The following is a 21191-nucleotide window of genomic DNA, read 5'->3' as shown; positions in this document are numbered from 1 at the left end:
ATCATCGTGGCGCTGCAGGAGATCGGTACAGAATGACGCGCCCCGTCGGAATGATCTGGGAAAAATAGTCGAAATCCCGGATGTTTCCGGTAAGCACACTCGCACCCAATTGCCGCGCCTGCAGGAAAATCAGAGCATCGTTTACAAACCGACGCTCGTGACCCTCACCCCTTGGCAAGTTGGTCAACCGAAAGAGCAAGCCAGCGAGGACGCCGGCTTGCCCCCAGATAGCTGCGTCCGGGGCATGAAGTCTGTGCTCCGGTATGTCGCCTACCGTCGCCTGAATTGTTTCCAGGACCGACTTCGTTGAAACATGTTTCGGATCCAGGCGGCCAAATCATGGGTCAGCTCGGAGAGACACACAGCCGAATGATGGCATAGCCGATAGGTCACAAGTGCATCTATCTCTGCCGGCGATCGCCCCTGCTGCACATCCAGATAGACGACGGTGTCCAGGAACCTGGACCACCAATGGTTGGCTCGTCTTCTACCCAGGGCAAATCATCATCGGCGCGGCGTTCAAGCGTTCCTAGAGCGGTATGTATTTAAGCCCGTTCATATCCCGCCTCTTTGAAGTAGGCTGCGCATTCCTGTGGGGTGACGGCTTGGAGAATGTGGCGCAGTTCGTCATGGATTGCGTCGCGTGATCTGGCCTGTGCCTCACGCAACCAGTGCTTGATTTTGGCGAAGAGCTTTTCGATCGGATTGAGATCGGGGGAATATTTCGGCAGAAAGAACAGGCGGGCGCCGGCCTTACGGATGGCGGCGCGGATCTCCTGACCCTTATGGGAGCCGAGATTGTCCAGGATGACGATGTCGCCGGCTTTGAGTTCCGGCACCAGAACTTGCTGGACATAGATGCGGAAGCGTTCGCCATTGATCGGGCCATCGAGGATAAAGGGAGCGCTGACGCGGTCGGCCCTGAGTGCGGCGACAAAGGTCATGGTGTTCCAATGGCCGAAGGGGGCGTAGCCCACCAGTCGTTCGCCGCGAGGCGCCCAGCCCCGCAGCGGCGCCATGTTCGTCTTCGTCCAGGTCTCATCGATGAAAACGAGGCGGGCGGGATCAATTCCGGGGCAGTGCTTCAGCCATCGTGCCCGGTGGCGGGCGACGTCGGGCCGCTCCCGTTCGCTGGCGACCAGCGTCTTTTTTTATAACTCAACCCCTCTTCGTGCACGAAGGTCCAGACGGCGCGATAATCCACCTTCAGGCCGCGCTCGCTCAACTCGGCGACAAGTCCGTGCAGCGTGAAGTCGCGCTCGCGGCAGCGGCAAAGCAGCCAAGCCCGGTGCGGACCGGAAAGCTTGCGGGGCTTGTGCCCACCCATCTGGCCGGGTGCGGCGCTGCCCGTCTCGCGAAACCGCCGCACCCAATCGATCGCGGTGCTGATGCCGATGCCGAAGCGCTTGGCCGCTGCCCGGCACGATAGGCCCTCGCCCGTCACCGCATCGACAACGCGTTCCCGAAGATCATTCGAAAAAGGTCTCGCCATAAAGGCCGGCCTCCTTCACCGGCCTGAATGGTGAATCTGATTTGCGCAGAAAAAGGAATCCCCTTTCCGATTCCGCCTAAATGCATCCCGCTCTAGGCGTTTTTGAGGCTTCAGTGATGGAGGGTCTCGAGGAGATCAAAGCCCAAGGTCGACGTCCGCTGGAATGCTGCCTTTCCGGCCGACGAGGCGGGCGCCAAAGTCATCCTCCAGTGCCAGCCGCGCCAGTGCCAGTTCCAACAGTTCGGTGTCGGAAGTGACGTGGGCTCGCTTCTTCGCGGCTTCGATCAACTCCGATGGTACACGCCCTGACAAACGTGTATTTTTCGCGGTGCCGAGAAGGCCAACGGCCCGCGCTTGATCAAGCACCAGTTTGTTGCGGGTCAAGGCAACCTTTGCCTCGTTTTCTGCAGCGGAACGGATTTGGGCACGCATGCTAGCCTCCGTGTGTTGAACACAACATAAATTACCGTTCAACATGAAAGCAAGGCTGTATCTTGTGGTGAACAAACGACAGTCGGCTTTGAGGAAACAATGACCAGAAGCTGCCGTTAGGGACAAAGCTGGAGCGCAGGTAGTTGTGATCCACCATGTCTCGGTAGGGACGAATGATGTTGGGCGTTCGAAGCGCTTCTACGATGCCGTTTTTGCCCATCGTCGGCCTTGTGCCGATGGCAGAGGACGAGGTGGACTAGGCTATGGAAGCGGCACGTTTCACTTTCAGCGTTCAGGTTCCGATTGATAGAAAACCACCGACCGTGGGCAATGGCACTCATGTCGCCTTTGCCGTCGAGGACCGTTCGATAGTCAATCAATTTTACGCAAGCATTAAGATATAGTGGCAGCGACGATGGCGCTCTGGGGCTGCGGCCGAACTACGATGCCAACTATTATGGGGCGTTCGTCCGCGATACAGATAGTTACAAAATCGAGGCAGCGATCTACTCCGCAAAGTAGTCGCTCACGGAGGCGCTCATGCCGACCCTTCCTTATGCAATTCTCGAAGCCCCTTCCACGTTGGGACTGGCGACCCACGGAGTGGAGCGCCTGCCCGACCAACTCCTGCATCTCGGTCTTGCGGAGCGCATCCATGCGCGCCACGCCGAGCGGCTGGCGGTGCCTCCGAAGGAGCCTACGCCAGATCCCGAGACCGGCATCCTGAATGCGAGGGCAATTGCGGCTTGGTCGCCCAAGCTCGCCGACGCGGTGGAAGCGGTGCTTACCGCGGGCGAATTTCCGGTGGTACTGGGCGGCGATTGCACGATCGTGCTGGGCTCGATGCTCGCGTTTCGCCGACGCGGCCGCTACGGCCTGCTCTTCATCGACGGCAACGCCGATTTCTTCCAGCCCGAGGCGGAGCCTAATGGTGAGGGCGCCTCCATGGACCTTGCCCTCGTTACCGGCTACGGCCCGTCACATCTGACCGACATTGAAGGTCGCGGTCCTCTGGTCCGTCCCGAAGACGCTGTCGCGTTCGCATATCGCGATCATAAGGATCAGGAGGAGTACGGAAGCCAGCCGCTCCCTAACGAGCTCAAGGCGATTGATCTTCCCGCCGTGCGCGCAGTGGGCATTGAGGCCGCCGCGCGCGAAGCGGTTGACCACCTGACGCGAGAGGAACTGGACGGCTTCTTCATCCATCTCGACGCCGATTGCCTCGACGACGCCATCATGCCGGCTGTCGATTTCCGCATGCCGGGCGGGTTGTCGTGGGACGAGCTAGGGACCGCGCTTCGGGTTGCCTTGGCGAGTGGCAAGGCAGTCGGCATCGAGATCACCATCTACAATCCGCGCCTTGATGAGTCCGGCAGCGCCGGGCGCGACCTGGCCGACGTACTGGCCACAGCCCTCGGAACAGCAGCGTCCTGAACACGGCGAGCAACGTCTGCTTTCCGGCGCAGCAGATGGCGTTTGACGCTGCGCAACATTTTGCGCCCCTGTTCGTTTTCTCACAGCTCCGAAAAATCGAGCCGAAGGGGGTGCAGAGCTGTGATCGAGACCAGACAATCGCTTGCTGTGATGGACAGGCCAAACGTGAGAACGCTGCCGAACTCGCGTTGACGGCGTCTTGCTGGTGGCGCGCCGATATCCCGCCGGAAGTGTGCGAGGCCTACTGGCGCGACGTACACGAGAGTATGTTCGCCGTCGCTCCGGGCCTGTGGCAGTGCTGCGCCTTTCAGTCCGTCTAATTTGATGCGCTGGAGGCGGCTCAACCTCAGGGCATGAGACACGCGCTCTTCTGGTCGGAAGCCGACTTGATCGCATTCAGCAGCAATCCGCTCCCAAAGGAGGGCATTCCCCACGACGCACACAACTCCATCGGCCGCATCGGTGCGCTACTGTCGGCTCCCAACGGCCGAACGCTCATTGATGGTCCGCCATGCGGGGTCCTCCCCCAGTGCCAACTTTCGTGCTCTGCTTTGTTCCAAGAGCGGGAGCAAATATCGGCCGAGGCTTTCCACCGCTATCTTATCCGGGATGTCGCACGCGCGTGGGGCCGGGATCCTGGCCTGCTACCTTTGCGCATCAACCACTGCCTTCCTAGCGTGAGCAGCAACGACTGTGCCTCGACCCAAAGGGATCATTCGCTGCTACCGCCTGCTTAGCCCGTACAGCGAACTAGCCGGTCATTCAGCGCTCACGCCCCTCCTCCGCGCATACCTTTATAACAACGGTCTCTGGAACAAGAGTTCCTGGAGAATGACCACCCTACGCCGAATGGGAGGTAGCGCACTAACGAACGATCACCTCGGTCGTCTCGAAACGGGTGACATCGATTAGGCCGACGTCGGAGATACGTAGTTCCGGAATCACCACCAACGCCAGCAGAGAATGCTGCATGTAGGCATTATTAAGTTTGCAGCCGCAGGCACGCATGGCTTCCACGAGACGACTTGCCTTTTCCGCCACGATTTCCGCGCGCTGGTCCGACATGAGCCCGGCGACTGGCAGTTCGACGAGAGCGAGTTCACGCCCGCCGGCAATGAGCACAATACCGCCGCCCACCTCCTGCAGTCGGTTCGCGGCCTGCGCCATGTCAGCCTTATTCGTGCCAACGACGATCATATGGTGGCTGTCATGGGCGACCGTTGAGGCCATGGCGCAATGGGTGTCGTAACCGAAGCCGGAGACGAAGGCGTTGATCACGCCGCCGGTCGCCCGATGGCGCTCCACCAGCGCGATCTGGCACACGTCGCTGGCGCGATCCATCTGCACTACGCCGCATTCTACCGGCAGTCGGCGCTGTAAGGCTTTGGTGGGGGCCTGGTTTTCGATGACGCCGATCACCCGCACCTCGACTTCCGACGATCCGGCCGCAGAAATGTCAAAGTCGGTTGGGGCAAGCCTCTTGCCGAGTTTCACCGTGTTTTTGGCGCTCGCTGGATAGTCGTAGGCGGGAATGTCGGCAACCAGCACGCCCTTCTCCGCCAAAAGCCGACCGCGGACGAACACCATCTCTATCGGCAAGGCGGTCAGATCGGAGGTCACGATGAGATCGGCGCGGCGTCCCGGGGCAATCGAGCCCAGATCCCGCTCCAGGCCAAAGTGCTGCGCGGTGTTGAGTGTCGCCATCTGGATCGCGGTGATCGGCTTCAGGCCCTGGGAGATGGCGTGGCGCACCACGCGGTTCATGTGGCCATCGCTGACCAGTGTGCCGGAGTGGCTGTCATCCGTGCAGAGCACGAAATTGCGTGGATCGATGCCCCGTTCGGTAATAGCCTTGACCTGTGCGGCCACGTCGAACCAGGCCGAGCCGAGACGAAGCATGGACCGCATGCCCTGCCGAACGCGCGCGATCGCGTCTTCGACGGTGGTTCCCTCGTGGTCGTCTGCCGGGCCGCCGGCGGCATAGGCATGGAAGGCGCGGCCCAGGTCCGGGGAGGCATAGTGACCGCCGACCGTCAGGCCTGCGGCCCGCGTTGCGGCGATTTCGGCAACCATCTTGGAATCGTTCGCAGCAACCCCGGGGAAGTTCATCATCTCGCCGAGCCCGATAATGTTGGGCCAGGCAAGGGCTTCGCGCACGTCCGCGGCGCTCAGCGTCGCGCCGGCATTCTCTAGCCCCGGCGCGCTGGGGACGCAGCTCGGAACCTGCACGAAGATGTTGACGGGCAGGGTCTGCGCCTCGTCGTTCATCAGCTTCACGCCGGCGATGCCGAGCACGTTGGCGATCTCGTGAGGGTCCACGAACATGGTCGTCGTGCCGTGCGGAATGACGGCGCGGGCGAACTCGGTCACCGTTACCAGCCCGCTTTCGACATGCATGTGCCCGTCGCAGAGACCGGGGACGAGGTAGCGGCCGGCCGCATCGACGATCTTGGTCCCCTCCCCGATTGTGTGGCCGGCGTCGGGACCGACATAAGCGAAGCGGCCCCCGACGATCGCGATATCGGCGCCCGGCACGATTTCCCCGGAATAGACGTTCACCCACCTGCCGTTGCGGACGACCAAATCCGCTGGCTTCCGCCCCATAGCGACATCTACGAGGCGTGGTGCGATTTCAGACCATGGCTGCAGCATTTCTGCCGATCCTTCCTAATCCAAGCACCGATACGAACCGGCGGCGCCGCTACGCGACACCACCGGATGAGATCATTGAACCTGCATCACCAGCATCGCGGCAAGCACGGCGACGAACCACATGACGGGCTTGACCTCGGAAACCTTTCCGAGAGCAAGCTTCATCATAACGAAGGCGATGATGGCAAGCGACAGGCCGAGAGTTATCGAAAACGTCAGCGGAATGAGCACGATTGCGAGAAAGGCCGGGATGGCGTCTTCCATGTCCGCCCAGTTGATCTGCCCCATCGGCGCCGACATGAAGAGGCCCGTGAGGATGAGGACGGGCGCCGTGGCAATCGTCGGCACCAGCGAAAGGAGCGGCGAGAGGAACAGGAACGGCAGGAATAGGAGCCCCGCAATAAAGGCGACGAGGCCAGTCCGCCCACCCTGCGCGATGCCGGCGCCCGATTCCAGGTAGACCGTTGCCGGGCTAGTGCCGAGCGGGGCGGATATCAGCGCCGCGACGGCGTCGACATGCATCGATTCCTTGATGTTGCGTGGCATCCCACTCTCGTCCTTCAGGTTGGCCGCTTCCGCGAGCCCCAAGAAAGTCGACAGCGCCTCCACGAAGTTGGTGAAGAGGAAGACGAAGATGAACGGTGCATAGGCGACCTGAAGGGCACCAAGAAGATCGATCCTGCCGACGAAACTGAAATCGGGCGCGGCAAACAGGCCGCTCCAGTTGACGAGCGTCTGGACATCCGGCGTCCCACCCGCAAAGGCGCTGCCGTCTCCCCACAGGCGACCGATCGGTATCGCAAGCACGGTGGTGATGATCATGCCAGTCATCATTGCGCCTGGTATGCGGCGCACTACCAGGGCAGCCGTGATGATGAAGCCGGCGATGAAGGTGAGCGTGACCGGCGTGAACTGGGTCAGGGCGACGATCGTATCTGGGCTGGCGACGATGAACTTGGCATTCTCCAGGCCAATCAGTGCAATGAACAGACCGATGCCGCAAGCAATTCCGTAGCGCAGGTCCTTCGGGACCGCCTCGATGACAGCCGTGCGCAGGTTGAGTATGGCGAGGATAGTGAAGAGAACGCCGGCCCAGAACACGCAGCCGAGAGCGATCTCCAGCGGCACTTTCGCCCCCATCACCATCGTGTAGGCAAACAGGGCGTTGATGCCCATGCCGGGCGCGACGAGAATGGGACTGCGCGCGTAAAGCCCCATGGCGCAGCTGCCGATGAAGCTGACCAGGACCGTGGCCGTGACCCCTCCGGAAAACGGAATGCCCGCATTCTGGAGAATTGCGGGATTGACCACGATGACATAGGACGCCGCCAGGAACGTCGTCAGGGCGGCGATGATTTCCGTGCGGATCGTCGATCCGCTGCGGGTGACCTCAAATAGGCGGTCTATGGCGCCGCCGGGCCCGGGTTTCTCCGGGCTGGCGGGATCTCCCGCGACTTTCGACTGATAGTTCATAGTGTTCCTCCCCATTTTGAACATCATCGAGTCGCTTGACGGATCTCCTACTCCGCCGCAAGCGTGTTCGCCTTGGCAGGCCCATCCGGGGCCAGCGGCGAAATGATCCGCAGATTGACGCAATCGACGACCCCGAGATCGGTCATGGCATAATCGGGGATGGCGGTGATCTGCAGCACGAACATGTACATGAACGGCCAGGGCAGATCGCAACCGAGCCTGCGCGCCGCCTCGTCCAGGCGCAATTCGAACGCCGCCATCTCCGCGGGATCGATGTCAGACACGATGCCGCCGATCGGCAAGTGCAGGAATTCGACGACCTCGCCCTTATCGACAACGACCTGACCGCCATTATTGGCGACGAGATGGTTGATAGCGATCGCCATGTCCTGGGGATCGGCACCGATGCAAATGATGTTGTTGTCGTCCGGGGCCGTGGAACTGGCGATGGCGCCGGATTTCAGATTGAAGCCCGACACGAAGGCGACGGGGCGGTTCAGCGTCTTGCCATAGCGCTCGACGACCGTCACGTATTGTACGTTTTGGCTCGCGTCGGCGAGGATCTTTCCGTCGACCACCGGCAGCCTCACGTCCCGGCGGGTGCGCACGAAAACCTTCTCCGGCGTCACCGCGATCGCGAGCACCTCGGCGAACGGCGTCGTGCCGGTGAAGGGCACGGCGATGTCTGCGGCCGTCACTGGCGTAGTCTTGACCGACCGCAGCAGGCCGGCGCTGCGCTGCGGCGGGACCAGTTTCACTACCATACGCCCGTCGCGGGCCGCCACGGTACCGTTTGCCACGACCGCCTCGATGCGGAAGTCACGCAGGTCGTTAACGATCAGGATGTCGGCCGTGCGCCCGGGAGAGATCGAACCGACCTTGTGGTCGATGCGCAGTGCTTCCGCTCCATTGATCGTCGCCATCTGGATGGCGGCCATCGGCGAAATGCCCATGGCCATCGCCATGCGGACCATGTTGTCGAGATGTCCGCGGGAAAGAATGTCGCTGGCTACCACATCGTCCGTGCAGAAGCTGATGCGGCGCAGCGCCTTCACCCCCATCTCCGTGACGATGCGCAGATTGTCGGACAAAAAGTGAGAGATGGAGGATTCACGCACGACGACGTGCATGCCTGCGCGCAGCTTCTCCAGCATTTCCTCGGGGGTGTAGCTCTCGTGATCGGCACGCACGCCCGACTGCATGTATCCGTTGAGGCGCGCGCCGCGGGTCATCGGGCAGCAACCGAGCACAGGCAGGCGGTTCGCCTGACCGATCTCTATGGCCTGCAGGACGTCCTCGTCCTCCTCCTGGATGAATTCGCGCACGGTCTCCCATATCCCGACGCATTCCGGCCAATGATGCGTATCTCGGTGGTCCTTCGGGCTGAAATAGTGGCCTACGGTGGAGCGCGGCATGGTGTAGGGCGTCTTGCACGGCGCACCCCAAAACACTTTGAGCGGCGTCTGCCTGACCTCGTCGAGGAATTCACGCGCGGCGTCCGGACCACCAACGACGATGATCTGGTCGAGGCCGGAGACGATCGAGGTCGTGCCAAGTGGCAGAACTGCCTTGGCAAAGCTCGTCAGCGACAGTTTCGAGCATTCGACGTGAAGATGGCCGTCGATCATGCCGGGAGTGAGATATCTGTCCGCCGCGTCGATAATCTCCGTCTGCGGCCCGATATATTCACTGATATCACCGACCGCAATGATGCGATCGCGGTAGATGGCGACGTCAGCCTGATAGATCTCCTCCGAAACAACATTGACCAGCCGGCCGCCGCAAACAGCCACGGTCGCCTTGGACTCCCCGCCCGAAGCGGCTCGGATGAATTCTCGAACGTCGGACATTCAGACCTCCCTCGTCAGAAAGGAGTATTCCAGCTGGTTTACGTTTGAACAACTGGCCGAACCAGGCCTATTATCGAACGTGTCGTCCAACATGTTGTACGAAATGGAAACGACCAATGGACCTTTCAGTAATCGACTGTTTCGTGAAGGTAGCGGATGCAAGGTCTATTTCGGCAGCGTCGCGCCTTCATCGATTGCCGAAGTCGACCCTTAGCCATCGCATCCGCCAACTGGAAGACCAATTCGGTGTCGAGCTGTTCGTACGCGAGGGCCACCAGCTGCACCTGACCGATGCCGGCTCGGAACTCCTGCGCCATGCTCGGAAGATCCGAGCGAGCTGCGACGATGCGGTCACCGCAATGGCCGAAATGCATAAGGCGGTGGCGGGGACGCTGCGCGTCGGCTCAACGGGCGAGTTCGGCACGACCGTCACCTCCGAATTGCTTTACGCCTTCCAGAAGACCTATCCGCAGGTCATCCTCGACGTCGTGTTCCTCTCCGCCCGCCAGCCGTTTACCGACGTTTCCGACATGGCGCTGGATGGTATCTTCCATTGGGGCGAGCCATCCGACGTTGATTACGTCAGCCGCCGGCTGGCAACGGCTTCCTACGGCCTCTATGCCAGCCCTGATTATTTGGCACAACACGATCAACCGGCAAACGAAGACGAACTGGCGCTGCACCGGGGTCTCATCTTTCGCAGCACGACGAGGTTGCAGCCGTGGTACCTTTCGCGACCGGGCGGGTCGGAGACGGAAATCCTGCTTACTGCCGCGCTGACAGCGAACGACTACTGGACCCTCAAATATTTTGCCGTCGCCGGACAAGGCATCGCCTATCTTCCGGGCTTCTTTGTCGAAACGGAGTGCCAGAGCGGGCTTTTGGTGCCCGTCCTTTCGGAATGGCGGTCGCGCGAAACGGCAATCAACCTTATCTATTCGCGGCGCCGGCACGTTTCTCGCCGATTCAAGGCCTTTGTGAGGTTTTGCATGGAGTTCTACCGCCGACGCGAACGGGACCAGATCCCGCGCTATTTCGTCGAGAAGATCGCGCGCGAATAGCTTTAAATGTCGAGCGGCGGGATCAGCATTGCTCGCTCCCAAGGCGACCGATGCCGCCCACACCATTGTCTCCAAGCGGCAAAAAGGACCTCCGACGTCGCCTTGGCGTGTCAATGTCGGTATTCGCATCGGCGACGGGACTCGGCCTCGGCACGCCCCATGCGAAAAGATCCCGGTCACTGACTGAGAAAGCCCGCGGGTCGACTCTCAGGACACCCGGAGCTTGTGTCAATCCTGCGTAGCCGAGATGCGCCCGAGCGGCGTCCCACCGTAGGCACCACTTGCGGAAGGCAACGACGGACACAAGCAATTCGCTATAGCGAGCTCTCGGCGTCGCAGTCCGCTCGCCCGAGCACCTGGAGAAGCCAGACGAGACCGGCTCGCCCGATAGGCAAGCCAGACCCGACGACGTCTCTCGTCGATATCGGATGTTTCCCCTGGCGAGCACAAAGGGTCGGCTCCGGCAGAGTGCGAAATGACGCCAAAGGAGGCTTCGCGGTCTACTGCCCGGCCCAAGCTGCATGGCATCAGCTGAGAGCGGATACCTCAACCGCTGTCGACCATTGATCACTTTGCCAGATAGTCACGGGTCGAAACCACCTGTCCGTACCCGAAGGCCAGAGCGGACATATATGCAGCGTGGACTTTCGCGGCGGGCACGACCTCGCCTCGGAACTCGAGGTCGCGCGTAGCGCAGGCGTCTTCAACAACCGTCGTCTTGTAGCCGAGATCGGAGGCTGCTCTGGCGGTCGCATCGATGCACATGTGGCTCATCGCGCCAATGACTGTCACTTCATCGACACCGGCAGAAGACAGCAGGGAGGCCAACTCGGTTTCGCGAAATGAATTGGGGTATCGTTTGGTGACAACCGCTTCACCATGCTGCGGAGCGATGTTGGGAATTATCTCCGCTCCCTCCGTGCCCGACACGAAGAATGGTGCACCGGCTGGGCTCTCGTGGCGGATATTGACGACGAGATCGCCGGACCGACGAGCCGCGTCGACGAGGCGTGCTGCGTTTTCAAGTGCTGTGTCAATGCCCACCAAGGGAAATTTGCCTGTTGCCAGGTAGTCGTTCTGCAGGTCAACGACGATGATCGCACGCTTGCTCATAGGATATCCTTTCCAGGACTATGTCTTGATTTAACAGATCGCGATCGACCATATGAGTGGCATAATTGACAAATACAGGGGCGGTATGGACAGCATGGAAGATACATTGGAGATCGGAATCCTCCGTTACGACGGCGCTCAAGCCGCGGCTGTATTGGGCATGACTGATCTTCTGACCGCCGCCGCAGGCATCGCTCGCCAGCGGCACGGCGTCAGTCATCCTCTTCGCGTAAGTCATTGGACGCGAGCAACCGGTAAACGCACGCCTGAACGGGTTTTCTCGTCCGATCCCGTATCGCTAGGTGACCGTCCGACTGTTATTGTCATTCCTCCGGGCCTCGGCGATCCGCTACCGGAGAGGGAGGCGAGGTACTATGCAGACTGGCTTCGCTCTGAACATTCGAAGGGCGCGGGCCTGTGCTCAATCTGCAAAGGCGCCTTTTTGTTGGGAGAGACAGGACTCCTTGCGGGACGCACCGTGACCACCCACTGGAGCTATGAGGAGCACCTTGTCTCGCGTTTTCCCGACATCAATGTAAACACGGACCGTCTGATCATCGATGACGGCGACATCCTGACCGCCGGCGGCGTGATGGCATGGATCGACCTCAGCCTGATACTGATCGAGCGTTTTCTCGGCCCGACGATCATGGTCGAAACAGCAAGAGCCTTCCTCGTCGACCCGCCCGGCAGGGAACAAAGCTACTACAGCGCCTTCTCTCCCCGTCTCAATCACGGTGACGACGCGATCTTGAAGGTTCAACACTGGCTTCAGGCCACCGGCGGGAAGGACATGGGCCTTGCCGTGCTGGCAGAGCATGCAGGGTTGGAACCGCGAACCTTCATGCGGCGATTCCAAAAGGCAACCGGTCATACGGCCGGCGAGTATGTCCAGCGTTTGCGTATCAATAAGGCACGCGACCTACTCCAGTTTACGCGCGATCCTGTCGATGCCATCGCCTGGAAAGTACACTACAGTGATCCGAGCTCCTTTCGGAAAATCTTCACCCGTATCATTGGGCTGACCCCTGCCGAGTATCGTCAGCGTTTTACTTCGCATCAATTGTCACCTGGAACTTGATGACGTCAGCGCGCTCGACGCCGTCGACAGCAGCACAATCCGCTTCTCGGTCGATCGGAGCAACAGCCGCGATGATGCTCATTGGCAGCATATCGGAGCGGCGGTTATGCTCGGATTGCTGAAACCTCTCAGCGGGGGTATTTTCATTGCTCGCACTTGGTCACGTCCGGAATAGCAATAGTCGGGAGAGCGTTGGTCAAGAGGTCGCGGGCGAGTGAAGTAGCTGTTGACGATGTCATAGTCCGATCGCCGATGCCCAGCCGGACCCAGAGGCCATCGATGAGAGCAGACATTGACAGGGATAGTCGCTCGGCTTGCGAGTGTGGAACCAATGAACGAAACCCCGACATGAGGTTCGAATGCATCCGCGCATGGAAAATACTCTGCAATCTTGCCAGCTGCGGCTCTCGCGGAGCCTCAGCGCATAGCGACAGCCAAGCGTGCCCGTGGGGTGGTTTGAAAACGTCTTCACCAAGGTTTGCTTCGACGATTGCCCAGATGCGTTCGATAGGCGAGCGGGCCTTCTTTAGCCGTCTCACGACGTCATCCCTCAGGCCCGCATTGGCCTCGCGCATCGCCTCTTCGAACAGCTCCTGCTTGTTTCGGAAATAGTGGAGGACAATACCTTTCGAGGCTCCGGCTTCTTGAGCCACTTTTTCCAACGTCGTCCCGGCGGCGCCCTCACGCTTCATGACTTCCACGGCGGCCCGCCGCAGTTCCCGCCTCCGGATATCGCTGATTTTTGTAAGTGCCATCACATGCTCCTGAATCGTTATTGACAAATCGAGCGCCGAGTTCAAGTGTTGACCAGTTGGTCAGTATGCAGACCAGTGGGTAAGAATATGAGGGAGAACGATGACAACCACCATCCTAAAATTGGCATTGGCAGTCGGTTTGCTGTTCGCGGCCGGGCCTGGATTCGCGACGGAAATTCCCGTTCCGACGCAAACGGAATGGGCGGCGGCCAAGAAGACCGTAGACCTGCCAAACGGCATCAAGCTGGCATACTCCGAAATGGGCAACGTCGAAGGGAAGCCCCTACTGCTCATTCACGGCTATACTGATAATTCGCGAAGCTGGTCATTGGTCGCCCCGTATCTGAAGAACCATCATATTTACGCCATCGACCTTCGCGGCCATGGGAAATCGAGCGCCCCGGAGTGCTGCTACACGTATCTCGATTTCGCAAACGACGCGTTCCTTTTTTTGGAGGCGATGAAGATTGAGCAGGCCGACGTGGTCGGGCATTCGCTGGGATCGCTGGCCGTTCAGATGCTGGCGGCGCAGCACCCTGAGAAGGTCAGAAAGGTCGTTTTGATCTCTTCGACACTCAACACGGGCGGCGGACCTGGCACTTGGCTTTGGGATAATATCAAGCCGCTCCAGCCGCCTATCGATCCAAACGGCAAGTTTATGACGGACTGGTACTGGAACCCGAACCCGGTTGACGAGAGGTTCATCAAGCCTGAGCGTGAAGAGAGCGCTGCCGTGCCCATCCACGTTTGGAAGGGTGTCCTGTGGGGTACGACGACAGGTGATCTCGGGAAGATATCGTCTTTGATCAAAGCGCCGGTCATGATTTTCTGGGGGGATCAAGACCAGTTGATGAACGCGCCGCAGCAAGCGAAACTAAAGGCGGCGTTTCCTAAAGCTCGGTTTGAAACCTTCCCAGGCGCTGGTCACAATATGTTTTGGGAGCGGCCCGAAAAGGCGGCCGAACTAATCAATTCATTCCTGTCGGAGTGACATTCGAACGAGGTTACGCCGTTAAGGGAAAAGTCGGAAGTGAAATGATCTCGGCGGAGCGCCGAGATCACCAAAAGCTCGCCTCATCGTCGTAAAGCTGCAGCTTGGTGTCGTGGCGGTCGGCGGGTTTAGAGACTGACAAAAAGGGTAATCCGCCGACAACCGCCGGCGGATCGTGGTTTTACAAGTCAGAGCGACGATCTCGCCTTCTCCGCGATCTCGGGAGAAAGCCACTTTGTCCAAATCTCGGGGTTCTTCTCCAGGAAGTATCTTGCAGCATCTTCGCCCGTCGCCTGGTTGTCGGTCATCCAGGCTAAGAGGCTGTTCAGCGTTGCGTTATCCCAGCGCCGCGTCTTCAGGTAATCCATCGCCGCACCGGCACGCTCTTTGAACTCGCGAGTGACGAGTGTCTCCACCTTATCGGTCGGCCAATCGTTTACCTTCGGATCTTCGCAATCGACCACCGTGTTGCAACGTTTCCATTCCGCTGCGTTGTGTGGCGCGTCAAAATCAAGCTTGACCATTGGGTATTTGCCGAGCAACGAAGTGGGTGACCAGTAGTAGCCGAACCAGCCGATCTTCCGTTCGTAGTTCTTGACGATTGAACCGTCCAGACCCGCCGCCGAGCCTGGGTCAACCAGCACAAAGCCTTTGGCGTCCCCGTCGTAAGCCTTGTAAAGCTGGCTGGTTGTAGTCGATGCGCCCCAACCTGATGGACCGTTGACGACTGCGCCCTTGGAACTGTCCTCTAGAGCCGGGAAGAGTTCCGGGTGCTTCAGCGCGTCGGAAACCGTCTTGATCTCCGGGTGAGCGTCGGCAATGTACTTTGGGATATACCAGCCCTGGATTCCGCCATCGCTCAGGGCGTTGCCAGCCGATATCAGCTTCCCTTCGGCGATGCCTCTCGAGACAATCTCAGGCAAAGCATTGAGCCACGCTTCCGGTGCTATGTCCGGCTCTCCCTTTTCAATCATCGACGTCATGATCGAAACGGTGTCACCGATGGTGATTTCCGCCGAACACCCATATCCGTTTTCAAGAATGATCTTGTCGATATTCGCCAGGACATCGATCGACTGCCAATTCATATTGGCGATAACGACGTCGCCACATTCCTCCGCGAAAGCACCCTGTGTCAGGCTGGTAAGGCCAACTGCAAAACAGGCAGGTGCGAGCAATTTACCAAACATTCTGGTTCCCCTTGAACTGCGGCCTCTCCTCGTTCGGCCTCACAGCGTGACCGCTGCCGCTGTGGCCGTAATAGGACCCTGACGAACCCTTCCTCCCCCTCGGGAGACTGCTCGAACGCCGGGCCCCTATTCGCGTATGAGAAAACGGCCGATTGGCTGAGGTTCTGGGCCGTCGACCGTGTCAATTCTCGTGTTATGTCTGCATGCTGACGAACACAGACTTGAGCTGGGTATAGTGGTCGATCGCGACACGCCCGTTTTCGCGCCCGATGCCTGATCTCTTGATTCCGCCGAACGCCATGCCAGCTGGCGTCAAGTTGTAAGCGTTGATCCACACGGTTCCGGCTTCGAGCTCAGCCGCCAACCTATGGGCACGAACGAGGTCTCTCGTGAATATGCCTGCTGCCAATCCGAAGTCCGTTGCATTGGCTCTTGCGACGACATCTTGCTCGTCATCGAAGTCCAGGACGGCCATGACCGGACCGAACACTTCTTCCCGAGCAAGCGTCATCCAATCCGTAACATTCGTGAAGACTACGGGCTCGTGCCAGGCATCCCCTGGTGGAAGCTTGCGCGGAGGCGTCATCTGGTATGCTCCCTCAACCTCGGCGCGGGCGACGTATGTGGCAACCCGGTTGCGATGGGCGGCGCTGACTAGCGGCCCGATGTCGGTCTCCTCGTGCATCGGATCACCAATCTTCAAAGCCGCGACCCGGGCCAGCAAGCGCGCAAGGAACGCTTCCCTTATTCCGCGCTGCAGGAAAACGCGCGTACCGTTTGAGCAGATCTGGCCGGCCGAATAAAAATTCCCGAGAATTGCGCCGCTGACGGCTGCCTCAACATCTGCATCGTCGAAGACGATCAGCGCAGACTTTCCACCAAGCTCCATCGTTACTGGCCGGATGCCGGCCATGGCGGCCGAGGCGACCCTCGCGCCAGTCTTGACCGAGCCGGTGAGGGAGACTTTGGCGATCGCCGGATGGGTGGCGAGCTCAGCCCCAACATCACCGGCACCTTGCACAATATTGAAAACGCCAGGAGGAAGCCCCGCTTCAGTCAGAATTTCCGCGAGCTTGAGCGCTGACAATGGGGTCACTTCCGACGGCTTGAATATCATGGCATTCCCGCAAGCAAGCGCGGGGGCTGCCTTCCAGGCCGCAATCTGGATGGGGTAGTTCCAGGCCCCTATTCCGAGACAGACCCCAAGCGGCTCCCGCCGTGTGTAGACCCAATCTTCTCCGAACTGGATGCTGTCTCCCGAAAGTGTCGCCGCGATTGCGCCAAAATACTCGAGGCAATCGGCACCGCTAGCGGCGTCCGCCACCAGTGTTTCAGAAATTGGCTTGCCTGTATCGCGCGTTTCGAGAACCGACAGTTCCCTGTTTCGCGCCCGCATGATGTCAGCGGCGCGACTGAGGACGCGACCCCGCTCCGCCGGCTCTTTCCGAGCCCATTCTTTCTGCGCCCGTTTCGCCGAGGCAATTGCCTTCTCGATGATGCAGGAAGTCGCCCCGTGCAATTTGGCGATGATCTCACCATCCACCGGATTGACGGAGAGGATCTCAGGACCGGTGCGATCCTCAATAAAGGTGCCGTCGATAAAATGTGAAGCGGCCGGCTGACAGAGCGGCGTCGCCATTTCGCGAATTTGGTAACTTTGCATAGGCGACGCCTCTTTTTCGCTAAACGTGAACGAAGATGTCTTCGCTTTCGACGGAAACCGGGAATGTGCGGGCTTTCACACGGGGATCGACCAGGAACTCGCCCGTCCGGATATCGAATTCCCATCCGTGCCAAGCACAACGGACCAACTCACCTGCCCGCTCATAAACAAACTCCGCCTTGTCCGTCTGTTTCGTGGTCCCGCAAACGGGTCCTTGGCAAAGCGCTGCTCCCTTGTGGGGGCACACGTTCAGAAGCGCGTGATATCCGTCCCCAACCCTGAAGATACCAAGCGACAAATTGCCGAGTTTGATGATCTTGGCAGCATCGGCAGGAACCTCCGAAGCCTTGCATGCAAACTGTTTTGAAGCCATTGCCCGCCCCCTCACTCTGCTGCGATCGCGGCCGGCCGGGGAATGCGCCGGTAAACGTCGAGCGCGTTCAGGCCGAGTACCTTCTCGCGCCAGGCAGGGGGAATGTGCAGCTTCGTGACGTCGTCATAATCCCAATGCGGATAGTCGGACGCGAACAGCAGTGTGTTTTCCCCGTCCATCGCCTCCAGGGTTGCCCAAAGATGCTGAACATTTTCCGGCTGCTCGAGTGGTTGGGTCGACATGCGAATGTTCGTTTTGAAATACTCCGAGGGCAACCGCTTCAACCAGGGTGTCTCCTTGCGCAGTGCCTTATAGTTGGCGTCCAGTCTCCATAGCACCGAGGGCACCCATGCCACCCCGCACTCGATGATCACGACTTTGAGGCTTGGCCATTTCTCAAAGACGCCTTGGGCGATCAGGGAAGCCATATGCGTCATTGCGGACTGTGGAAGTATCGCATGGGTTTCCCAGAAGAACGTCGACGGTCCTGCTCCGATAGGCGTCGAGTTCACACCACCCTGACCACCAAGGTGCATGGCGAACGGCAGCCCCATTTCGGCGCAAGCCTCGTAAATGGGATGGTAGAATGGGTCGCCGTAGGGCCGCTGGGCGCCATGGCTTACCAGAACCTGGACAATTCGCGGATGCGAGCCGAGACGTCGGATTTCCTCGGCCGCCAGTTTTGGGTCCTGCGGGGCAACAATGATCGACCCCCAGAACCGACTGTCCTTCGGTAGCCAGTAATCGATCATGTAGTCGTTGTACGCCCTACAGAGCGCATTGGCATAATGGGCGTTTGCCAAAGTAGACGCTTCGATCGGCTCGTCGCCGGTTAGAATCGCCACATCGATATTGTACTTATCGAGGTGTTTTTCCTTCATGATCGCGTAATTGTCGTCTTCCTCGACCGGGTTGACGTCATGCCGCGAAAATCCTTCTGGATGAAACCAGGGACGATGGCCGTGCGGAAATGCGCCGCGTGGCCCAGTCTTTTCGCCGCGAACGAACATGTCCTTGAAGAAGCCGTCCATGTACGGCTCCAGGACGGTCGCGCTGCACCAGTAGTTATGGCAATCGCTATCGACGATGAACAAGATATTCTCCCTCCCCAAGTGGGTCGAAACTCGATGCGCGTGAATGACGCAGCGACATAGGACAACAAATTGCTCAATCGATAAACGGCGACAAACTTGGGTTATTGATCGTAAACTGCGATCGAACTACGGGAGCGTTCCTGGGACGCGTGATTGGCTCTCGCTGTCGGCCTTTTCGTGGGCAAGACGCTGCAAAAAATCCCGTGAGACCTCACGACAGCTCACGGGGGGAGCGTTCCGACGACCTGGCGCTTCTTTCCGGGCAGTCGTATTTCATTATGATGTCGACGCGGTCAGTGCCTGGGGCACGTTTGCCCGGCCTGTGGCGCAATTAACCCCCTAATGATCGCATTTTACGATTGAAAAGAGGGTTTTGCCCCGCTCAATCCACTTTGCGGAGCTTGATATAACTGTGGCACAGAGTCAGAGGTGCCCTTTATGCTTATGGAAGCAAGCTTTCCCTTCTCCCTTTCCGCAGCCAACCAGCAACCATGCTACCGCGGAGGTCCGGCAACATTGGTATGCAAAGCCGTGATCGACGAGACGCATGATAGCAAAACGTTCGTGTTTGAAGACAGCCAGAGCAGGAGCTTCGATTTCAAACCCGGGCAATATATCAGCTTCAAATTCGAGATCGAAGGTAAGCTCTGCCCCCGCGCCTATTCCATCTGTTCAACGCCCACCCGTCCTCACAACGTCCAGATTACCGTCAAGCGCGTGCCTGGCGGGCTGGTGTCTAACTGGCTGAACGACCACATGCGCCCCCGTATGTCCGTCGAAATTGCCGACATAGCCGGCCGCTTCAACTATTTTGACATTCCCTCCCGGAAGCCGCTTTTACTCTCCGGCGGCTCGGGCGTGACACCGGTAATGTCGATGCTGCAATACATCACCGACGTCGTCGATCAGGTCGACGTCGAGTTCGTCCATTTCGCACGTACCCCGAAGGACATTATTTTTCGAGATCAGCTCGAATTCATCGCCAGGCGTTTTTCCAACATCAAGGTTCATATGGTGGTGGGCGAAACCGGCGAAGAAACTTGCTTCCGTGGGAGGATGGGAACGATAAGTGCCTCTTTAATGCAGTCGCTTGTTCCGGACCTTCCGCAACGCGAGATTTTCATGTGCGGACCGGAGGGCTTTATGAAAGCCGCTCGCGCCATGGCGGCAGAGGTGCCGATCCGGGCAGTATACGAGGAGAGCTTCGGCGAGAGGATTCCGATCGAAGAACCGGACAAGTTAGGTGACGAGGTATACTTTTCACTCTCTGGCAAACACGGAACCTGCGCGCCAGGGGAAACAATCTTGGAAGCAGCACTGAACTCTGGCATCTGGATTGAGAGTTCCTGTCACCAGGGAGTTTGTGGAAGCTGCAAGGTGAAATTGACACAGGGAATGGTGGACATGCAGGATCTTGGCGGACTGTCGGCGTGCGAGAGGTCAGAGGGATTTGTCCTCGCCTGCTGCAGCCGCCCAATGGGCTCCGTATCCATCGACGCATGAGAACGGACGCCTGTGGGATCGATTGAAGATCCGAGGCCGGCCCTCAGGCATCCTTCACCTTCGAAATCTTAAAATGGCGATCTGCAACGCTTTTCAGCGCAAGAATTGCACGGTGCACTAACGGATCGTGTTTGCGACGCCTCTGCGTCGCCACATAAACTGGCTGGTGAATGTCGGGAGCGTCCTCAACGACTTTGGCCGAAACACCGGAACTTGCGAGATAATCGAGGGCATGCTCCGGAAGGTAGGTTGTGCCTCCGAAACGTTTCATAATGCCAACGGCCAATTCCTCATAGCCCACGGTCAGAGCCGGATGGGCGAGATGGGGCAGGAGCTCGGCGTGAGCACGCTCAATGTAAGCCGTGTAGGATGCGCGAATATACCGGTCGGCGGTGACATTGCCCACGTTCGCGAATTCGGTGGATACCATCACCAGCCTCTGGGCACCAATCTCCTCGATGCTGAGGTCAGGAAGGAATTTCGGAGCGAACACGACTCCAATGTCGATTGCGCCATTGGCCAGATCAGAGATGATTTGCGTCGAATAGTCCGCCTCGAGGTGCAGCGCGACGCGCTTGTTGGTTGCGTGCAGCTCGCCGATCCAGTCCAGGAAGAGCGTGCGCAACAAGCTGAACTGTCCGGAGACCCGTAGCGAGCCTTCGTAGCGCTCCAGCCCGCCAATATCCCGGCGGGCATGGGCCCAGCCAGCCTTCAGAGACCGCGCATGCTGCTCAAATCGAAGCCCGGACGGCGTCGGGATCGCTCCGGCCCGCCCGCGCTGAAAAAGCTTCGCCCCGACAGCTTGCTCGAGCGCCTTGACGCGCCCGCTGATGGTGGACTGCGTCGTTTCCAGCCGCTCGGCAGTTCGATTGAAATTGCCGGTCTCGAGTAGGTCAAGGAAAGTGTCGATCAGGTCCAGATTCATCTTCGATCGCAAATGGCGATTAATATCTGCTTTTGAGCGCGTTTATCACATCAAAGAAATGTTGTCATCTCGGGGTCGCTTCGAGTTCCGACCCACACGTCTCGGGAGA

17 protein-coding genes and 1 pseudogene are annotated in these 21191 nt (G+C 59.2%); 5 read left to right on the top strand and 13 right to left on the bottom strand.

Annotation, left to right across the window (positions count from 1 at the left end; all coding sequences use genetic code 11):
• Nucleotide 1: 1 nt before the first annotated feature.
• The 3 genes and pseudogenes from JOH52_RS35390 to JOH52_RS27500 all read right to left on the bottom strand — a co-directional run bounded on the left by JOH52_RS35390 (nucleotide 2) and on the right by JOH52_RS27500 (nucleotide 1924).
• A pseudogene (locus JOH52_RS35390) lies at nucleotides 2–545 on the bottom strand (type II toxin-antitoxin system VapC family toxin).
• Nucleotides 546–1492, bottom strand: a protein-coding gene (locus tag JOH52_RS27505; RefSeq protein ID WP_011970797.1) for an IS630-like element ISRm2011-2 family transposase whose coding sequence is annotated in 2 segments (ribosomal slippage) — nucleotides 546–1153 and nucleotides 1153–1492 — 948 coding nt in all. Because the reading frame shifts where the segments join, the coding sequence is not laid out codon by codon here.
• Nucleotides 1493–1627: 135 nt separating this feature from the next.
• A complete protein-coding gene (locus JOH52_RS27500) occupies nucleotides 1628–1924 on the bottom strand; it encodes a hypothetical protein (RefSeq protein ID WP_014528863.1) in 297 nt (98 codons plus the stop codon).
• A 540-nt stretch (nucleotides 1925–2464) separates the two neighbouring features.
• On the opposite strand from JOH52_RS27500, the gene JOH52_RS27495 reads away from it, so the two are divergent.
• Nucleotides 2465–3358: an arginase family protein gene (locus tag JOH52_RS27495; protein ID WP_014528864.1), complete on the top strand. Its 894-nt coding sequence runs from the start codon at nucleotides 2465–2467 to the stop codon at nucleotides 3356–3358.
• 864 nt (nucleotides 3359–4222) lie between these two features.
• Here the strand turns inward: JOH52_RS27495 and ade are convergent.
• The 3 genes from ade to JOH52_RS27480 form a co-directional block, all read right to left on the bottom strand.
• Nucleotides 4223–6010 carry an adenine deaminase gene (gene ade / locus JOH52_RS27490; RefSeq protein ID WP_014531415.1) on the bottom strand — a complete coding sequence of 596 codons (1788 nt, stop codon included), beginning with the start codon at nucleotides 6008–6010 and terminating at the stop codon, nucleotides 4223–4225.
• A gap of 72 nt (nucleotides 6011–6082) precedes the next feature.
• Nucleotides 6083–7483 (bottom strand): NCS2 family permease, encoded by a 1401-nt coding sequence (locus JOH52_RS27485; protein WP_010967906.1) that lies wholly within the window; start codon nucleotides 7481–7483, stop codon nucleotides 6083–6085.
• A gap of 47 nt (nucleotides 7484–7530) precedes the next feature.
• Entirely contained in the window at nucleotides 7531–9333 is a 1803-nt protein-coding gene (locus JOH52_RS27480) for an adenine deaminase (protein ID WP_010967907.1), read from the bottom strand.
• Nucleotides 9334–9449: 116 nt separating this feature from the next.
• Between JOH52_RS27480 and JOH52_RS27475 the strand changes: the two genes are divergently transcribed.
• Nucleotides 9450–10394, top strand: a complete 945-nt coding sequence (locus tag JOH52_RS27475; protein ID WP_014531414.1) for a LysR family transcriptional regulator — start codon at nucleotides 9450–9452, stop codon at nucleotides 10392–10394.
• A 567-nt stretch (nucleotides 10395–10961) separates the two neighbouring features.
• Here JOH52_RS27475 and JOH52_RS27470 read toward each other — a convergent pair.
• A complete protein-coding gene (locus JOH52_RS27470; RefSeq protein WP_013845613.1) occupies nucleotides 10962–11507 on the bottom strand; it encodes a cysteine hydrolase family protein in 546 nt (181 codons plus the stop codon).
• 52 nt (nucleotides 11508–11559) lie between these two features.
• Between JOH52_RS27470 and JOH52_RS27465 the strand changes: the two genes are divergently transcribed.
• Nucleotides 11560–12588, top strand: a complete 1029-nt coding sequence (locus JOH52_RS27465; RefSeq protein ID WP_017265782.1) for a GlxA family transcriptional regulator — start codon at nucleotides 11560–11562, stop codon at nucleotides 12586–12588.
• A gap of 143 nt (nucleotides 12589–12731) precedes the next feature.
• Here JOH52_RS27465 and betI read toward each other — a convergent pair whose 3' ends face one another.
• A complete protein-coding gene (betI, locus tag JOH52_RS27460) occupies nucleotides 12732–13343 on the bottom strand; it encodes a choline-binding transcriptional repressor BetI (protein ID WP_010967911.1) in 612 nt (203 codons plus the stop codon).
• A 100-nt stretch (nucleotides 13344–13443) separates the two neighbouring features.
• Here betI and JOH52_RS27455 point away from each other — a divergent pair, with 100 nt between their 5' ends.
• Nucleotides 13444–14334 (top strand): alpha/beta fold hydrolase, encoded by an 891-nt coding sequence (locus tag JOH52_RS27455; RefSeq protein WP_010967912.1) that lies wholly within the window; start codon nucleotides 13444–13446, stop codon nucleotides 14332–14334.
• A 188-nt stretch (nucleotides 14335–14522) separates the two neighbouring features.
• Here the strand turns inward: JOH52_RS27455 and JOH52_RS27450 are convergent, their stop codons facing one another.
• The 4 genes from JOH52_RS27450 to JOH52_RS27435 all read right to left on the bottom strand — a co-directional run bounded on the left by JOH52_RS27450 (nucleotide 14523) and on the right by JOH52_RS27435 (nucleotide 18654).
• A complete protein-coding gene (locus JOH52_RS27450) occupies nucleotides 14523–15524 on the bottom strand; it encodes an ABC transporter substrate-binding protein (protein WP_014531411.1) in 1002 nt (333 codons plus the stop codon).
• Between the two features lie 193 nt (nucleotides 15525–15717).
• The gene (betB, locus tag JOH52_RS27445) at nucleotides 15718–17187 is read right to left on the bottom strand and encodes a betaine-aldehyde dehydrogenase (RefSeq protein ID WP_014531410.1); all 1470 of its coding nucleotides are present in this window, start codon (nucleotides 17185–17187) and stop codon (nucleotides 15718–15720) included.
• A 19-nt stretch (nucleotides 17188–17206) separates the two neighbouring features.
• On the bottom strand, nucleotides 17207–17560 hold the full coding sequence (locus JOH52_RS27440) for a Rieske (2Fe-2S) protein (protein ID WP_010967915.1): 354 nt from the start codon (nucleotides 17558–17560) through the stop codon (nucleotides 17207–17209).
• Nucleotides 17561–17571: 11 nt separating this feature from the next.
• A complete protein-coding gene (locus JOH52_RS27435) occupies nucleotides 17572–18654 on the bottom strand; it encodes an amidohydrolase family protein (RefSeq protein WP_010967916.1) in 1083 nt (360 codons plus the stop codon).
• Between the two features lie 438 nt (nucleotides 18655–19092).
• On the opposite strand from JOH52_RS27435, the gene JOH52_RS27430 reads away from it, so the two are divergent.
• Nucleotides 19093–20157 carry an FAD-binding oxidoreductase gene (locus JOH52_RS27430; protein ID WP_014531409.1) on the top strand — a complete coding sequence of 355 codons (1065 nt, stop codon included), beginning with the start codon at nucleotides 19093–19095 and terminating at the stop codon, nucleotides 20155–20157.
• Nucleotides 20158–20200: 43 nt separating this feature from the next.
• On the opposite strand, the gene JOH52_RS27425 is transcribed toward JOH52_RS27430, so the two are convergent.
• On the bottom strand, nucleotides 20201–21082 hold the full coding sequence (locus JOH52_RS27425) for a LysR family transcriptional regulator (protein ID WP_010967918.1): 882 nt from the start codon (nucleotides 21080–21082) through the stop codon (nucleotides 20201–20203).
• Between the last annotated feature and the right edge of the window lie 109 nt (nucleotides 21083–21191).

The sequence above is a fragment of the Sinorhizobium meliloti genome, assembly GCF_017876815.1.
Taxonomy (GTDB): domain Bacteria; phylum Pseudomonadota; class Alphaproteobacteria; order Rhizobiales; family Rhizobiaceae; genus Sinorhizobium; species Sinorhizobium meliloti.
The sequence above is the reverse complement of the archived record's forward strand: the minus strand, read 5'-3'. Positions and strand labels throughout refer to the sequence as shown.

Excerpts from the sequence above, each read along its gene's own strand:
- JOH52_RS27425 (WP_010967918.1), bottom strand. The coding sequence starts at position 21,082 with ATGAATCTGGACCTGATCGACACTTTCCTTGACCTACTCGAGACCGGC.
- JOH52_RS27480 (WP_010967907.1), bottom strand. The coding sequence starts at position 9,333 with ATGTCCGACGTTCGAGAATTCATCCGAGCCGCTTCGGGCGGGGAGTCC.
- JOH52_RS27455 (WP_010967912.1), top strand. The coding sequence starts at position 13,444 with ATGACAACCACCATCCTAAAATTGGCATTGGCAGTCGGTTTGCTGTTC.
- betI (WP_010967911.1), bottom strand. The coding sequence starts at position 13,343 with ATGGCACTTACAAAAATCAGCGATATCCGGAGGCGGGAACTGCGGCGG.
- JOH52_RS27475 (WP_014531414.1), top strand. The coding sequence starts at position 9,450 with ATGGACCTTTCAGTAATCGACTGTTTCGTGAAGGTAGCGGATGCAAGG.
- JOH52_RS27440 (WP_010967915.1), bottom strand. The coding sequence starts at position 17,560 with ATGGCTTCAAAACAGTTTGCATGCAAGGCTTCGGAGGTTCCTGCCGAT.
- JOH52_RS27470 (WP_013845613.1), bottom strand. The coding sequence starts at position 11,507 with ATGAGCAAGCGTGCGATCATCGTCGTTGACCTGCAGAACGACTACCTG.
- JOH52_RS27500 (WP_014528863.1), bottom strand. The coding sequence starts at position 1,924 with ATGCGTGCCCAAATCCGTTCCGCTGCAGAAAACGAGGCAAAGGTTGCC.
- ade (WP_014531415.1), bottom strand. The coding sequence starts at position 6,010 with ATGCTGCAGCCATGGTCTGAAATCGCACCACGCCTCGTAGATGTCGCT.
- betB (WP_014531410.1), bottom strand. The coding sequence starts at position 17,187 with ATGCAAAGTTACCAAATTCGCGAAATGGCGACGCCGCTCTGTCAGCCG.
- JOH52_RS27430 (WP_014531409.1), top strand. The coding sequence starts at position 19,093 with ATGCTTATGGAAGCAAGCTTTCCCTTCTCCCTTTCCGCAGCCAACCAG.
- JOH52_RS27450 (WP_014531411.1), bottom strand. The coding sequence starts at position 15,524 with ATGTTTGGTAAATTGCTCGCACCTGCCTGTTTTGCAGTTGGCCTTACC.
- JOH52_RS27465 (WP_017265782.1), top strand. The coding sequence starts at position 11,560 with ATGAGTGGCATAATTGACAAATACAGGGGCGGTATGGACAGCATGGAA.
- JOH52_RS27485 (WP_010967906.1), bottom strand. The coding sequence starts at position 7,483 with ATGAACTATCAGTCGAAAGTCGCGGGAGATCCCGCCAGCCCGGAGAAA.
- JOH52_RS27495 (WP_014528864.1), top strand. The coding sequence starts at position 2,465 with ATGCCGACCCTTCCTTATGCAATTCTCGAAGCCCCTTCCACGTTGGGA.